Annotated in this window: 13 protein-coding genes and 1 pseudogene; 8 read left to right on the top strand and 6 right to left on the bottom strand. The window is 71.6% G+C overall.

Annotated elements, in window-relative coordinates:
• Positions 1 to 64 precede the first annotated feature (64 nt).
• The 4 genes and pseudogenes from ACTOWY_RS18980 to ACTOWY_RS18965 form a co-directional block, all read right to left on the bottom strand.
• Positions 65 to 1,932, bottom strand: a pseudogene (locus tag ACTOWY_RS18980) (dipeptide ABC transporter ATP-binding protein); the annotation flags it as partial.
• 1 nt (position 1,933) lies between these two features.
• A complete protein-coding gene (locus ACTOWY_RS18975) occupies positions 1,934 to 2,842 on the bottom strand; it encodes an ABC transporter permease (protein WP_441310972.1) in 909 nt (302 codons plus the stop codon).
• The gene (locus tag ACTOWY_RS18970; RefSeq protein WP_374205739.1) at positions 2,839 to 3,834 is read right to left on the bottom strand and encodes an ABC transporter permease; all 996 of its coding nucleotides are present in this window, start codon (positions 3,832 to 3,834) and stop codon (positions 2,839 to 2,841) included. The genes ACTOWY_RS18975 and ACTOWY_RS18970 overlap by 4 nt, the downstream gene beginning before the upstream one ends.
• Positions 3,835 to 3,868: 34 nt before the next feature.
• Positions 3,869 to 5,689 (bottom strand): ABC transporter substrate-binding protein, encoded by a 1,821-nt coding sequence (locus tag ACTOWY_RS18965; protein ID WP_441310971.1) that lies wholly within the window; start codon positions 5,687 to 5,689, stop codon positions 3,869 to 3,871.
• A gap of 100 nt (positions 5,690 to 5,789) precedes the next feature.
• On the opposite strand from ACTOWY_RS18965, the gene ACTOWY_RS18960 reads away from it, so the two are divergent.
• Complete coding sequence (locus tag ACTOWY_RS18960; RefSeq protein ID WP_441310970.1) at positions 5,790 to 6,617, top strand: M55 family metallopeptidase; 828 nt, start codon at positions 5,790 to 5,792, stop codon at positions 6,615 to 6,617.
• Between the two features lies 1 nt (position 6,618).
• Here ACTOWY_RS18960 and ACTOWY_RS18955 read toward each other — a convergent pair whose 3' ends face one another.
• Positions 6,619 to 7,842 (bottom strand): FAD-dependent monooxygenase, encoded by a 1,224-nt coding sequence (locus ACTOWY_RS18955; RefSeq protein ID WP_441310969.1) that lies wholly within the window; start codon positions 7,840 to 7,842, stop codon positions 6,619 to 6,621.
• A gap of 85 nt (positions 7,843 to 7,927) precedes the next feature.
• Between ACTOWY_RS18955 and ACTOWY_RS18950 the strand changes: the two genes are divergently transcribed.
• The 5 genes from ACTOWY_RS18950 to ACTOWY_RS18930 all read left to right on the top strand — a co-directional run bounded on the left by ACTOWY_RS18950 (position 7,928) and on the right by ACTOWY_RS18930 (position 12,113).
• Positions 7,928 to 8,506, top strand: coding sequence for a TetR/AcrR family transcriptional regulator (locus tag ACTOWY_RS18950; protein ID WP_441310968.1), 579 nt, complete (start codon positions 7,928 to 7,930; stop codon positions 8,504 to 8,506).
• A complete protein-coding gene (locus tag ACTOWY_RS18945) occupies positions 8,499 to 9,032 on the top strand; it encodes a GNAT family N-acetyltransferase (protein ID WP_441310967.1) in 534 nt (177 codons plus the stop codon). Before ACTOWY_RS18950 ends, ACTOWY_RS18945 begins: the two co-directional genes overlap by 8 nt.
• Positions 9,033 to 9,132: 100 nt before the next feature.
• Complete coding sequence (locus ACTOWY_RS18940) at positions 9,133 to 9,660, top strand: hypothetical protein (RefSeq protein WP_441310966.1); 528 nt, start codon at positions 9,133 to 9,135, stop codon at positions 9,658 to 9,660.
• A gap of 142 nt (positions 9,661 to 9,802) precedes the next feature.
• Positions 9,803 to 10,591 (top strand): hypothetical protein, encoded by a 789-nt coding sequence (locus ACTOWY_RS18935; protein ID WP_441310965.1) that lies wholly within the window; start codon positions 9,803 to 9,805, stop codon positions 10,589 to 10,591.
• 106 nt (positions 10,592 to 10,697) lie between these two features.
• Positions 10,698 to 12,113: an NAD(P)/FAD-dependent oxidoreductase gene (locus tag ACTOWY_RS18930; RefSeq protein ID WP_441310964.1), complete on the top strand. Its 1,416-nt coding sequence runs from the start codon at positions 10,698 to 10,700 to the stop codon at positions 12,111 to 12,113.
• On the opposite strand, the gene ACTOWY_RS18925 is transcribed toward ACTOWY_RS18930, so the two are convergent.
• Positions 12,079 to 13,023: a GlxA family transcriptional regulator gene (locus ACTOWY_RS18925; RefSeq protein ID WP_441310963.1), complete on the bottom strand. Its 945-nt coding sequence runs from the start codon at positions 13,021 to 13,023 to the stop codon at positions 12,079 to 12,081. The two genes, ACTOWY_RS18930 and ACTOWY_RS18925, sit on opposite strands and share 35 nt — an antisense overlap.
• A gap of 132 nt (positions 13,024 to 13,155) precedes the next feature.
• On the opposite strand from ACTOWY_RS18925, the gene ACTOWY_RS18920 reads away from it, so the two are divergent.
• Together ACTOWY_RS18920 and ACTOWY_RS18915 are read left to right on the top strand one after the other, a co-directional pair.
• Complete coding sequence (locus ACTOWY_RS18920) at positions 13,156 to 13,791, top strand: DJ-1/PfpI family protein (RefSeq protein WP_441310962.1); 636 nt, start codon at positions 13,156 to 13,158, stop codon at positions 13,789 to 13,791.
• A 4-nt stretch (positions 13,792 to 13,795) separates the two neighbouring features.
• Positions 13,796 to 14,260 carry a hypothetical protein gene (locus ACTOWY_RS18915; RefSeq protein WP_441310961.1) on the top strand — a complete coding sequence of 155 codons (465 nt, stop codon included), beginning with the start codon at positions 13,796 to 13,798 and terminating at the stop codon, positions 14,258 to 14,260.
• Position 14,261: the final 1 nt, after the last annotated feature.

Below are 14,261 nucleotides of genomic sequence, written 5' to 3'. Positions count from 1 at the left end.
CCAGGTGGCAGGCGACTTCGATGTCGGCCTGGCCGGTGAGGATGGGCAGGTCGCGGCGGCGGCAGGACTCGGCCACCGGGTCGGCTGCGCCGCTGGCCAGGGCGGGGCATCGGGGGTGGAAGCGGCAGCCGCCGGGCACGCGGGTCGGGTCGGGGGCCTCGCCGGTGAGCACCGTGGGCGTTTCGCCGAGCACGGAGAGCAGCGCCTGGGTGTAGGGGTGCTGGGGGTGGGTGAGGACCTGTTCGACCGGGCCCACCTCCACGATCCGGCCCAGGTACATCACCGCGACCCGGTCGGCGATGTTCCAGGCCAGGCCCAGGTCGTGGGTGACGACCAGGGCGGCCAGGTCGAGGTCGGCGCGGAGGGTGAGCAGCAGGGCCAGGATCTCGCCGCGGACGGAGGCGTCCAGGGACGCGACGGGCTCGTCGGCGATGAGCAGGCGGGGGTGCAGGGCGAGGGCGCCTGCGATGACCACGCGCTGGCGCTGGCCGCCGGAGAGTTCGTGTGGGAAGGAGCGGAAGAACCGTTCGGGTGGGCGCAGGCCCGCCCGGGAGAGGGCGTCGGCGACCTGGTCGGCCTCGTTGCCGGGGGTGCGGTGGATGCGCAGGCCCTCGGCGACGGCCTCGTAGACGGTCTGGCGCGGGTTGAGCGCGCCGGTGGGGTCCTGCAGGATGAGCTGGACCTGGCGGCGGTAGGCGCGCAGGCCCTTGGTGGTGTAGGGCAGCGGCTCGCCCTCGAAGCTGACCTGGCCGCGGGTGGGGCGTTCCAGGCCGAGCAGGGTGCGGGCCAAAGTGGTTTTGCCGCAGCCGGATTCGCCGACCAGGGCGGTGATCTCGCCGGCGTTGACGGTGAGGTTGACCCCGTCCACGGCGCGGGCGGTGGCGCCGTTGCGGGAGCGGAAGTGCACCGCGAGGTCCTCGGCGCGCAGCAGCGGGCTCATCGGGCGGCCTCCGGGGCGGGGATGTGGGCGTGCACGCAGGCGGCGGTGTGTTCGGGTCCGGCGGGCCGCAACTGGAGGTCCTGGGTGGCGCATTCCGGTTGGGCGACACCGCATCTGGGGTGGAACGGGCAGCCGCCGGGCAGGTCCGCGGGGTCGGGCGGGTCGCCGGGCAGGCCGCGTGGGGCCAGCCGGGAGGCCGGGTCGCCGACGGTGGGGAAGGCGGCCGACAGCGCGGCGCTGTAGGGGTGCACGGGGGCGGTGGTGACCTGGTGGGAGGGGCCGAGTTCGACGATGCGACCCGCGTACATCACGGCCAGCCGCTGGCAGGTCTGGGCGAGCACGGACAGGTCGTGGCTGATCATCATCAGGCCGATGCCGCGTTCGGCGACCAGTTCGGCCAGCAGGTCCAGGACCTGGGCCTGCACCATGACGTCCAGGGCGGTGGTGGGTTCGTCGGCGATGACCAGTCGTGGGGAGCAGGCCAGCGCGAGCGCGATCATCACGCGTTGTTTCTGCCCGCCGGAGAGTTCGTGCGGGTAGGCGCGGGCGTGCCGGGCGGGCAGTCCGACCCGTTCCAGGAGTTCGGCCACCGCTCTGTCCACATCGGACTGTCGGCTGGACGCCGCACCCGCGCCGTTGTGCAGCAGGATGGGTTCGGCGATCTGCTCGCCGATGCGCCGCACCGGGTTGAGCGCGTGCATCGCGCCCTGGAACACCACCGAGGCGGCGGCCCAGCGGACCGCGCGCAGCCGTCCCCAGGACATGCCGGTGACGTCCTCGCCGTCGAGGAGGATCTGGCCGCCGATGGTGGTGCTGCGCGGCAGCAGCCGCAGGATGGACATGGCCACGGTGGACTTCCCGCAGCCGGACTCCCCCGCCATACCGAGGGTCTGCCCGGCGTCCAGGGACAGGTTCACCCCGCGCACGGCGGGCACCGGGCCGCGGGCGGAGGCGTAGGTGATGGTGAGGTCGCGGAGTTCGAGCAGGGTCATCTCAGCGTCCCCCCGAGGTCCGCAGCCGTGGGTTGAGCACGGTTTCCAGGGCCCGCCCGCACAGGGTGAAGGCCAGCACGACCAGCACGATGCCGATACCGGGCGGGATCACGTACCACCACGCCCCTGCGGAGACCGCGCCGCTGTTGAGCGCGTTGCGCAGCATCGATCCCCAGGTGACCTGGGTCGGATCGCCCAGGCCGAGGAAGGACAGGGTGGACTCGGCCACGATCGCGCTGGCCACCTGCAGCGTGGTGTCGGCGAAGACCAGCGGCAGGGTGGAGGGCAGCACGTGTTTGGTGATCAGGTGGGTGTGGCCGCCGCCGAGGGCGCGGGCGCGTTCGATGTAGGGCCGGGCTTCCACCGCCAGGGTCTGCGCGCGGACCAGGCGGGCGGCGCTGGGCCAGGAGGTCAGGCCGATGGCGAAGACGATGGTGACCAGGCCGCGGTCGAGCACGCTGCTCAGCGCGATGGCCAGCACCAGCGAGGGCAGCACCAGGAAGAAGTCGGTGAAGCGCATCAGCACCGCCGACACCCAGCCGCCGAAGTGCCCGGCGAGCAGGCCGACCAGGGTGCCGATGAGCATGGTCAGCACCGCCGCGGCCAGGCCGACGGTCAGCGAGATCCGGGCCCCGCCGAGCACCAGCAGCAGCACCGACCGGCCGGTCTCGTCGGTGCCGAGCAGGTAGTCCGCGCCCGGCCCCTGCAACGGCCGGCCGGTGGTCTTGGTGACGTCGAGATCGGCCGGGTCGGTGAACAGTGGCGCGGCCACGGCCAGCAGCGCGAACAGGATCAGCCCGAGCAGGCCGACCAGGCCGCCGCGGTCGGTGCGGAACTGCCGCCAGACGCGGCCCGCGGCCTCGCGGCGGCGGGCCCAGGCCAGGGCACGCGCGGTCTCCGGGGCGCTCACGAGGCACGCACCCTGGGGTCGAGCACCCGGTAGAGCAGGTCGGCGGCCACGTTCATGGCCACCACGGTTCCGGCGAGCACGGTGAACACCCCTTGCAGCAGCGGCAGATCGGGCACGCTGAGCCCGTCGTAGAGCAGCAGGCCCAGGCCGGGCCAGGAGAACACGGTCTCCACGGTCACCGCGCCCTGCACCACCAGGCCCAGCCGCAGGAACACCAGGGTCACCGTGGGCAGCATGGCATTGGGCACGGCGTGCCGGCGGCGGACCGCGTCGTCGGTCAATCCCTTGGCGCGCGCGGTGTTGAGGTAGTCCGCGCCCATCTCCTCCAGCAGCGCCGAGCGCATCACCAGCTGGTACTGGGCGAAGACCACCGCGACGAAGGTCAGGCAGGGCAGCACCATGTGGTGGGCGATGTCGAGCACCTGCGGGAAGAACTCGTCCGGAGTGGACGGATCGAGCATGCCCCGGGAGGGGAAGGCGTTGCCGGTGGCCATCATCAGGATCAGGCCGAGCCAGAATGTGGGCACCGACCACAGGGTCAGCGAGATCCCGGTGGAGAACTGGTCGAAGCGGCTGCCGTGCCGCCAGGCGCTGCGGATGCCCAGGCTCAGCCCGATGACCACCGCGATCAGCGTGCCGGTGCCCACCAGCAACACGGTGGGCCCCAGGCGTTCCAGGATCAGCTCCCCCACCGGGCGGCGGTAGGTGTAGGAGGTGCCCAGCTCGCCTTGGAACAGCCCGCCGAGGTAGTCCAGGAACTGCATCCACAGTGGACGGTCCAGGCCGAATTCGGCGCGCAGCTGGGCGATCTGCTCGGCCCCGACCGGGCGGCCGCGGGTCATGGTCTGCACGGGGTCGCCGGGGATGACCCGGAACAGCAGGAACCCGAGCACCGCCACGAAGAACACGCTGAGCAGCGCGCCACCGAGTTTGCCGAGCAGATAGCGCGCGGTGCCGGTGGACTTCCTGGTTTTCTGGGCGGCTGGGTCCAGCTGCTCGGCCGGGGCGAGCAGGTCGCTCACGCGCTCACTCCCGGTCGTCGGCGCCGGCCTTGCGGCGGCGGGTCACCAGCAGCACGGCGCCACCGCCGAGCACGAGCACGCCGACCACGATGCCGATGATCAGCCCGGTGTTGCTCCCGGATCCGCTGTCTCCGGCGGCGCCTGCCGGGGTGGCGCTGTAGTAGCCCCACATGCCGTTCTGTTCCCGGATGACCCCGCCGGTGCTGGGCTGCAGGGCGAAGGCGGCGAACTTGTCGCTGCGGTAGGCCTCCAGGGCGTTCTCGTAGTACAGGACGATGCTGGCGGCCTGGTCGACGGCGACCTTCTGCATCCGCTTGACCAGTTCGCCGCGCTTGGCCCGGTCGAACTCGCTGAGCTGGGCCTTGTACAGCTCGTCGTAGGTCTTGTCACACAGGTAGGCGTCGGTGGTGGCGCCCTTGCCGTCCGGGCCGGGCCGCTGGTCGCAGGTGTGCAGGCCGAGGATGAAGTCCGGGTCGGGGTTGGTGCCCCAGCCGGAGAAGGCGATGTCGTACTGGCCGCCGGTGGTGCGCTCGTTCATCTGGTTGCTGGAGATGGTCTGCAGCTCCACGCCGACGCCGATGTCGGCCAGCCAGCTCTTGATGAACTCCGCGCCGGTGATGTCGTTGGGCCGGTCGTTGCGGGCGTAGAGCCGGAAGTTCAGCGGCTTGCCGTCGGGGCCGACGCGGATGTTGTTGGCGCCCTTGGCATAGCCTGCGGCGTCCAGGGCGGCGTTGGCCGCGCCCGGGTCGAACTTGGCGCCGGCGGCCTCGGGGGTGAGGTGGAAGTCGGGGAAGACCGGGGGCAGGAATCCGCCGCCGACCTGGCCGAAGCCCTGTAGCACCCGGTCGACCAGGGCCTTGGGGTCGATGGCCTTGGCGATGGCCTGGCGGACCCGGAGGTCCTTGAGCGCGGGGTGCCCGTCACCGATGGGCGCGCCCGCCTTGGTGGCCGCGCCGGGGTTGAGCACCAGTTCGGAGAAGCGGCGGCCGTTGGCCTTGTTCAGCGTGACCGTGCTGTCGCCCTGCAGTGACTGGTACTGGGCCGCGGTGAGCCGGTTGACCAGGTCCACCTCGCCCTTGCGCAGGGCCTGCACGGCGGCGTCGCTGTTCTTGAAGTAGAGGAAGTGCAGCTCGTCGATCTTGGGTGCGCCGCGCCAGTAGTTCTTGTTGGCCTTGAGCTTGACGTGCTGCTCGGGCTTGTGTTCCAGCAGGGTGAACGGCCCGCTGGAGACCACCGGCTGGGTCTCGTTGGTGAAGTCCTTGAGGTTGTTCACCTTGGACCACACGTGCTCGGGCACGATCGGCACGTCCAGGGCGAGCATGGTGGCCTGCGGCGTCTTGGTCCTGATCACCACCTGCTTGCCGTCGGCGGAGGCGGTCACCGACTCGAAGTTGGCGACGAAGTTGCCGTTGGCGGTGGCCGCGACCGGGTCGCGCAGCATCAGGTTGTAGGTGTAGGCGACGTCCTTGGCCGTGATCGGCGCGTCGTCGGACCACTTCGCGTTGTCCCGGAGGGTGAAGGTCCAGGTCAGCTTGTCCGGCGCGGTGGTCCATTCCTTGGCCAGACCTTCGCCGGGGCTGTTGTCCTCGACCTTGTAGGAGGTGAGGAAGTCATACATCAGCCTGCCGATCTCCGTGGAGGACTGCAGGCTGGCCAGGAACGGGTTGAGCGAGTCGATGCCCTGCAACAGCCCCACCCGCAGAACACTGCTCGCGGGTTGCTGCGCGGTGGCGGCTGGCGCTCCCGCGAGCATGGCGGGCGCGGCCATCACCGCACCGGCGAGCATCGCGCCGAGCAGTCCGCGCACCCTGCGTGCCGAGGTCATCGACTTCCCCTTCCAGGCTGGTGCCAAGAAATAACCATCTCGCCACATAACAAGTCAACGAGTACCGCGAAGTACTGACCAGGTCGTAACGTGATCAACCGTGCGCATTCTGATCTCGGCCGATATGGAGGGCGTCACCGGGGTGACCTGGGGCGCCGACGTCAAGCCCGGCACTCCCGGCTGGGAGCGGTTCCGGCCGGTGTTCACCGGTGATGTCAACGCCTGCGTCGCCGGCCTGGCCGCCGGTGGTGCCACCGACATCCTGGTCAATGAGGCCCACTCCTCGCAGCGGAATCTGCTGATCGAGGAATTGGATGTGCGGGCGCGGCTGCTCACCGGGCGGCACAAACCGCTGTCGATGATGCAGGGCATCGACTCCGGGGTGGACGGGGTGGTGTTCCTGGGCTACCACGCCGCGGCCGGTCAGCAGGGCGTGCTGGCGCACACCTACCTGGAAAACTCCATCACCGGGGTGTGGCTGGACGGGGTGCTGGCCAGCGAGGGCAGGCTCAACGCGGCCCTGGCCGCCGAGCACGGCGTCCCGGTGCTCATGATCACCGGGGACGACCGGTGCTGCGCGGACGCCGCCGAGTACGTGCCGGCGGCCGAACTTGTCGCGGTCAAGGAGTGCGTGAGCCGCTATGCCGCGATCTGCCTGCCGCCCACCCTGTCCTGGGAGCTGATCACCACTGGGGCGCGGCGGTCGATGAACCTGGCCGGGCGCCGGGCCCTCGCGCCGGGGCCGCACCGGATCGAGGTGGAGTTCGACGCGGCGCACCTGGCGATGGCCGCGGCGGTGATCCCCACCGTGGATCAGATCGGCGTGCTGCGGGTGGGTTTCGACGCGCCGGACATGACCGAGGCGATGAAGTGCTTCAAGATCGTCACCGCCATCGCGGGCGGGGCGACCGAGCCGGACTGGGGCTGAGTCAGCGGGACCCTGCGGGCGCGGTGACCGGGTAGTCGGGCAGGTCGACGGCGTGCGCGGCGCGCTGGATCTGCTCGTGCATCTTGGCCGCGATCCGGTTGCGGGCGCCCGACGGGGTGAGCTTGAGCAGCCGGAAGGAGAGTCCGCGCAGGCGGCGCTGCCAGGCGGTGTCGGTGATCATGCCCTTGGCGCCGTCCACGCCGAGCTGCTGGTTGACCTCGACGTAGGGCCGCATGATCCGCTCGTAGGCGGCGAAGGCGCTCGGGTGGTCGGCCTGCCTGGCCAGCTCCCCCGCCAGCACGTAGGCGCCGACGAGGGCGAGGCTGGTGCTCTGGCCGGAGGCCGGTGAGGCGCAGTAGGCCGCGTCGCCGAGCAGCACGGTCCGGCCGGTGCTCCAGCGCGGCAGGTGGATCTGGGCGACGGCGTCGAAGTAGAAGTCCGGCGCGGTCGCCATCTCGGCCAGCAGGTTGGGCGCCTGCCAGCCGATCCCGGCGAAGGCGGTGCGCAGGGCCCGCTGCTGGGCCTCGACGTCCCGGCCCACCTGGAGGTCCCCGGCGCCGAACATGAGCAGGCCCTTGGCAGGCTCGCTGACGCCGGTGCGGTAGATGCAGGCGGTGCCGCCGACGCCGTTGTGGAACAGCTCCCAGCGGTCCAGGTCCATGTGGTGCCGGGTGGTGAAGATCGAGATGTAGCGGCCGAGGTGGCGCAGGTAGTCCGATTCCGGGCCGAAGGCCAGCGCGCGGGTGCTGGAGTGCAGGCCGTCGGCGCCCACGACCAGGTCGAAGGTGCGCGGCGCGCCGTGCTCGAAGGTGACCTCGACGCCCTGGCCGGTCTCGGTGAAGGTGGTGGCGGAGTCGCCGTAGACGAACTCGACCTCGTCCCCGCAGGCTGCCACCAGGATGCGGCTGAGGTCGCCGCGCCAGAGTTCGGCGTCGCCGGTGCCGCGGCCGTACATGAAGTCGGCCTCCATGGTGGCGATCGGCTTGTTCTTCTCGGTGACGAAGGTGACGCCGCGGACCTTGGTGTCCACCGACTCGATGGCCGCGCGGATGCCCATCCGCTCGCAGACGGTGATCGCCGCGCCGCGGACGTCGATCTTGTAGCCGCCTTCGCGCGGGGCTGGGGCGCGCTCCACGACGGTGGGGCGGAAGCCGTGGCGGCGCAGCCAGTAGGCGAGGGCGGGACCGGCGATGCTGGCGCCGGAGATGAGCACGGTCTTGGTCATGGCCAGAACCATACAAACGTCTAGCACTGATGTCTAGTACATCTGTCTGAGACGTTCGTCTGGGACATGTGCGAGGATGCCCACCATGACCAATAACCGGGAATCACTGCTGGTGGGGGCCAAGCAGTGCCTGTACGACAAGGGTTATGCCCGCACCACCGCCCGGGACATCGCGCGCGCCTCCGGGGTGAGCCTGGCCGCGATCGGCTACCACTTCGGCTCCACCCAGGAGCTGATGAACCAGGCCCTCTACCTCACGATCCAGGACTGGGGCGATGAGCTGGAGGCCAATCTGGCCGCCGAACTGGACCCGGAAGCCACGGCGCGGCAACGCTTCGAGACCTACTGGGAGCGGGTGCTGGCCAGCTTCCACACGCACCGGCGGATGTGGGTGGCCACCTTCGAGATCTTCCCGCTCATCGACGAACTGCCCCAGGTGCGCGCCAGCCTGGCCCAGGGCATGGAGCACGCCCGGCTCGGCCTGGCCGAGTTGCTGCAGCAGGTCGGCGCGGGCAGCGGGGACGCCCGGCAGGTCGGCGCGGTCCACCAGGCGCTGCTCAGTGGCATCCTGGCCCAGTGGTTGATCGACCCCGAGGCCGTGCCCAGCGCCGCCGAACTCTCCGCGGGGCTGCGCCGGATCGCCAGGGATCTCGCCGATGACTGAGCTGCGGGTGACCCACACCGCCGACCTGGACGCCGGCACCCGGCGCGCGCTGCGGGCGTTGCTGGAGCTGACCTTCGACGGCGGATTCACCGAGGAGGACTGGTCGCACAGCCTGGGCGGCATGCACGCGCTGCTCTACGCCGAGGGCACGCTGATCGGGCACGCCGCGGTGGTGCAACGCCAGCTCCTGCACGCCGACCGGGTGCTGCGCACCGGCTACGTCGAAGGCGTCGCGGTGCACCCCGGCCACCAGCGCCAGGGCCACGGCGGCCGGCTGATGGCGCCCCTGGAACGGATCATCCGCGACGGCTACGAACTCGGCGCGCTCGGCGCCGCCGAGGACGCCCAGCGCCTCTACCGCGGCCGCGGCTGGCTACCCTGGCTGGGACCGACCGCCGCGCTGACCCCGGCCGGGATCGTGCGCACCCCGGAGGAGGACGACGCCATCCACGTCCTGCCCGTGGGTCCGCCACTGGATCGCACGAGCGAGCTGATCTGCGACTGGCGAGTGGGCGACGTGTGGTGAAAGTTCACCCGATCGCCGGATGTACGTAGTTACACCGACGCGGCCACCCCCCGACTGGGACGAGCATTCACCGGTGCCACCAGTCCGGGAGGGATCCGCCATGACCAGCACATTCATCGGCCACGACCTCGGCACGCTGCGCCCCGTCCCGCAGGTGGCGACCTGGGCGCCGACCGGCCACCCCGGTCTGCCCGAAGAACTGCCCGAACCGGGAGTGCTCGGCACCCACGACGGATTTCACTACACCGTCGATCCGGCCACCCCACGGTGGCTGCGCGCCCACCACCCGGAGTCACTGATCCCGGAACCCGGGCTGGACATCCCGCTGGGCCCGGCCCCGCTGCCGCTGACCGGGATCCGCGGCGGCGTCTTCACCCCGAACTCCCGCGTCCTGCTCATCGCCGCCGACCCGAACGCGGTGTTCTGCTTCGACCTGCTGCACGTCCCCGGCCAACCGCGCCCGGTCGGGGTGTGCACCGGCGCCCGCCTGCTGCCCGAGGTGCCGGGCCGGGCCACCGGGCTGGTGCTGCGGCCGTGGTGGCACGGCGGGGAGTACACGCCGCTGCACGTGCTCACCGCGCACGGCGGCGCACACGGACTGGCCGTGCCGGAGCCGATCGAGCTGTAAAACCGCCGACCCCGCGCCCGATGTCCGTAGTTTCCACGACGCACGGGCGCACACCGATGACAGAAGCTTGATGTGGTGGAGTCGCCCGCGCTTGGGGGTGGCGGGCGCCTCCCCATGTCAGCGCCGGCGCGGAAGGACCGTCATGGCCGAGTACAGCACAGAAACCCAGCCGCCCGGCTTGGCGCCCCCCGATGTGTCCGACTGGACCGAGGTCCGCACCGGCTCCGTGTGCTGCGAGCACGTCTGCTGGTACCTGCCCACCAGCACCGCCGGCGGCCCGGCCCTGGGCGCGCACGCCCACGACGGCGAGCACCTTGGCCTGCTCCACCCCGCCCCGCCCGTGCTGGCCACCGCGGGCGGCTTCGGCGCCCCGGTCTCCCACCGCGGCCACCTCGACGTCCCCGTCACCGGCCCCGCGGGCATCTGGCGGCTACGCCCCGACGGCACCGATCAGAGCTGGCTGCCCGCGAAGGAACTGCCCGAGGAGGGCCTGTTCACCTGGTGCGGCAACCAACTCGGCCTGCTCTACACCAGCGCCACCCACCACCCGCGCACCCTGCGCGCCTACGACCCCACCACCCTGAGCCACCTGCCCTACTGGGACATCGACCTGGGCCCCAGTCCCCTGCCGCTGACCGATATCCGCGGCGGCGTCTTCACCCCCAACCGCCGCCTGCTCCTGGTCGCCGGCGGCCCCGAGGGCGTGAACACCCTGGCCTGCTTCGACCTGGTGCAGAACCCCCGGCATCACCGGCGACCGCTGTCCGCCCGGTGCAGCGGAGCGCGGCTGCTGCCGGAGATCACCGGCGAGATCACCGGCCTGGCCATCCGCCCGGTCTGGATCGGCGACACCTATGCCCCGGTGCACATCCTGTCCACCGCGGGCTTCCCCGCGCACAGCTTCCGGGTGCCCGACCCCGACAACCTGTGACCCGGCTTCGGTCGGCGAGTTCCAGCCACCGCACCGATGACCCGCACGCAGCCGGGTCCGCACCGACCGTGATCGTCGCGTCCACCGCTGGTGGCAGGATGGGCGAGTGCCCACTCAACACGCCGTCGTCCTCGGCGGCGGTCTCGCCGGGATGCTCGCCGCGCACGTGCTCGCCGAGCATGTCGACGCGGTCACCATCATCGACCGCGACGAACTGCCCGAGGGCCCCGACCACCGCAAGGGCACCCCGCAGGCCCGGCACACGCACGTCTTCGTCGAAGGCGGCTACGCCGCGCTGGAGGACCTGCTGCCCGGGATCGTCGAGGAGCTGACCGGGCTCGGCGCGCAGCGACTCGACCACCCCACCACCATCCTCATGCGCAACCCCAAGGGCTGGCGCGAACGCCTGTCCCCGGAGGCCGGGGTGATCAGCGCCAGCCGCTCGCTCACCGACTGGGTGGTCCGCCGCCGCGTGCTCGCCCACCCGCGCATCACCGTGGCCGCACCGGCCACGGTGGTCGGTCTGCTCGGTGACCGCCGCCGGGTCAGCGGCGTCCGGCTGCGCGACCGCGGCGCCACCGACACCCGCCGCCTCACCGCCGACCTGGTCATCGACGCCACCGGCCGCTCCTCGCACACCCACGAGTGGCTGGCCGAGTTCAAGATGCCGACCGTGCACCGCGAGCACATCGACTCCGGCATCCGCTATTCCACCCGCGTCTACCAGGCCCCGCCCGGCACCCCGGCCGGATTCCCGATGCTGGTCGTGCAATCCGACCCGCACTCCGGCCGCCCCGCGGTGGCCGGGATGCTCTCGCCCATCGAGCACGACCGCTGGATCGTCACCGTGGTCGGCCCGAAACACGATCCGCCGCCCACCACCGAGGCGGAGTACCAGCCGTTCCTGCGTGGACTGCCCGATCCGGTGCTGGCCGACCTGGTCGCCGCGGCCACCCCGCTGACCCCGCCGCACGGCTTCGCCAACACCGCCAACCACCGCCACTTCTACGAACGCGCCCGGTTCTGGCCGGATGGGCTGCTGGTGCTCGGCGACGCCTACGCCACCTTCAACCCGATCTACGGTCACGGCATGGCCACCGCCGCGCTGGCCGCCCGCGCGCTGCGCCAGCGGTGGCAGCGTCACCATCCGCTGCTGCCCGGTTCGGCCCGCCGCGCCCAGCGCACCATCGCCAGGGTCACCGAACCGGCCTGGCGGCTGGCCACCGCCCAGGACCTGCGGCTGCCGCACACCACGACCACCGGCCGTCCGCCGGGCAAGCTGGCCCGGCTGCACTACCGCTACGCCGACCGGATGGTGGCCGCCATCCCCGGCCGCCCCGGCATCCTGCGCACCAACCTGCGTGTGCTCACCCTGCTCGCCTCGCCGTTGCGGCTGTTCAGCCCGCGGATGATCTGGCAGATCCTGCGCGGCCCGCGCGGCACTTACCTGCCCGAGGTGCCACTGACCCCGGCGGAGCGCAAGCTTCTCACTCCGGCGACCGGAACGACCGCCGATAGCTAGCCGGGGACACCCCGACCAGCAGCCGGAACCGGTCCCGGAACGCCGTCGGTGAGCCAAAACCGACCTGCGCGGCGATCCGGTCCACCGAGTGCCCGGTGGTTTCCAGGAGGTGCTGGGCCCGCCGCAACCGCTCCCGCATGATCCACTGCAATGGGGTGGTGCCGGTCTGCTCGCGGAAGCGGCGGCTCAGCGTCCGGGTGCTCAACCGCGCCTGCCGGGCCAGCTCGACCAGGCTCAGCCGCCGTTCCAGGTTCTCCGCCAGCCACACCAGCAGCGGTTGCAGTGAACCGCCGTCGGGCGCCGGGTCGGAGTGCGCGATGAACTGGGCCTGTCCGCCCGCGCGTTCCAGGGGCATCACCGAGACCCTGGCGATGTCGGCAGCCACCGCGGCACCGTGGTCCTTGCGCACCATGTGCAGGCACAGGTCCATGCCCGCGGCCGCACCGGCGGAGGTCAGGATCTGCCCGTTGTCCACAAAAAGCACATCCGGATCGACCTCGATCGAGGGATAACGGGCCGCCAGCGCGGCCGCGCCCAGCCAGTGCGTGGTGGCCCGCGCCCCGTCCAGCAAACCGGCCTCGGCCAGCACGAACGCCCCCGAACACACCGAGGCGATGCGGACCCCGGCGGCCGCGGCCGTGCGCAGCGCGGCCAGCACCGCGGGATCAGCCGGAACGGTGACATCGCGGACCCCGGGAACTATCACGGTGTCCGCACCGGCCAGCCCGCTCAGGTCCCAGCGGGTGCGCAACTCGAACAGCCCGGCGTCCACCACACCACCGGCCGAGCACACCCGCACCTGGTAGGCGGGATGCCCGTCGGGCAGCCGGGTCCGCTCGAACACCTCGCACGGAATGGCCAGATCCGAGGGCACCACATCGTTCAACGCCACAATGGCCACCACCCGCATAAGGCCACACCCTACCCATCACCGCAGCTCAGTGAAGTGGCTGAAACTCGGTGTTTATTGGCTTTCCAGCCACTCCTCTCCCGGCCCCGCTCCGGCCAAGGTGGTCATCGACCCCAAGAGGAAAGGATCACCATGCTCGTCCAGATCGTCCTGTTCGACGGCGTCGACCCACTCGACGCGATCGGCCCGCACGAGGTGTTCGCGGCCGCGAGCCAGTACACCCCGGGCCCACTCACCGCCGAACTGGCCACCGTTGGCGCGGCCCGGCCGGTGCTCAGCGGAACCGGCGTCACCCTGCACGCCCAAGCGGCCCTGGACCCCGGCCGCGCCGACATCCTGATCGTGCCCGGGACCGCGGGCTCCATGGCCGAGGACGCCGCCGAGATCGCCCAGCGACTCACCGCCGCCCTCACCCCCGAACTGCACCAGGCTTTGCACACCTTCGCCGCCCGCGCGGACACCGTGCTCGCCGCCGTCTGCGGCGGCTCCCTGCTGCTCGGCGCGGCCGGCCTGCTCACCCATCGCCCCGCGGTGACCCACCGCAGCGCCATGGCCCGCCTCGCCGACTTCGGCGCCACGGCCGTCCCCGCCCGGGTGGTCGACGACGGCGACCTGGTCACCGCCGGTGGCGTCACCTCCGGTCTGGACCTCGCGCTGCACCTGGTCGAGCGATTCCATGGCGCACCAACGGCTGTGGCCGTGGAAACCTTGTTCGAGCACGAACGCCGTGGCGTGGTATGGCGGGCCAACGCAGCGACGGCGGGCTGAGCCGATGACGAAGTTCCTGCTCAGCGTGCACGTGCTGGCCGCCATCGTGCTCATCGGCCCGGTCACCGTCGCCGCCAGCCTGTTCCCCCGCTACGCGGGCGCGGCCCTGCGCGCGGAGGCCGGCGCGGTGCCGGTGACGTTGCTGCTGCGGCGCATCACCCGGGGCTACCTGGTCGCCGGGATCGTGGTGCCGGTCTTCGGCCTGGCCACCGCGGTGCAGCTGAAGGTGCTCGGCGATGTGTGGCTGATCGTCTCGATCATCCTGACCGCACTGGCCGCGGCGGTGCTGGCACTGGTGGTCGTGCCCGCGCAGAACACAGTGGTCAACGCCCTGCCCCAGGCTGAGGGCGAGCAGCCGTGGCGCGGGCTGCTGAACCGGCTGCGGATGGGCACCGGCGTGTTCAACCTGCTGTGGGCGGTGGTCGTGGTCCTGATGATCGTCCGCCCCGGCTCGACCACCGGAGCCTGAG

It is taken from the genome of Crossiella sp. CA198 (genome assembly GCF_052078295.1).
Classification (GTDB): domain Bacteria; phylum Actinomycetota; class Actinomycetes; order Mycobacteriales; family Pseudonocardiaceae; genus Crossiella.
Note: the sequence above shows the minus strand (reverse complement) of the source record. Positions and strands in the feature narration are given on the sequence as shown.

What these genes read in the sequence shown, in the direction of transcription:
- ACTOWY_RS18965 (WP_441310971.1), bottom strand. Translation starts at nt 5,689, where the DNA reads ATGACCTCGGCACGCAGGGTGCGCGGACTGCTCGGCGCGATGCTCGCC.
- ACTOWY_RS18955 (WP_441310969.1), bottom strand. Translation starts at nt 7,842, where the DNA reads ATGACCAAGACCGTGCTCATCTCCGGCGCCAGCATCGCCGGTCCCGCC.
- ACTOWY_RS18950 (WP_441310968.1), top strand. Translation starts at nt 7,928, where the DNA reads ATGACCAATAACCGGGAATCACTGCTGGTGGGGGCCAAGCAGTGCCTG.
- ACTOWY_RS18945 (WP_441310967.1), top strand. Translation starts at nt 8,499, where the DNA reads ATGACTGAGCTGCGGGTGACCCACACCGCCGACCTGGACGCCGGCACC.
- ACTOWY_RS18940 (WP_441310966.1), top strand. Translation starts at nt 9,133, where the DNA reads ATGACCAGCACATTCATCGGCCACGACCTCGGCACGCTGCGCCCCGTC.
- ACTOWY_RS18935 (WP_441310965.1), top strand. Translation starts at nt 9,803, where the DNA reads ATGGCCGAGTACAGCACAGAAACCCAGCCGCCCGGCTTGGCGCCCCCC.
- ACTOWY_RS18925 (WP_441310963.1), bottom strand. Translation starts at nt 13,023, where the DNA reads ATGCGGGTGGTGGCCATTGTGGCGTTGAACGATGTGGTGCCCTCGGAT.
- ACTOWY_RS18920 (WP_441310962.1), top strand. Translation starts at nt 13,156, where the DNA reads ATGCTCGTCCAGATCGTCCTGTTCGACGGCGTCGACCCACTCGACGCG.
- ACTOWY_RS18915 (WP_441310961.1), top strand. Translation starts at nt 13,796, where the DNA reads ATGACGAAGTTCCTGCTCAGCGTGCACGTGCTGGCCGCCATCGTGCTC.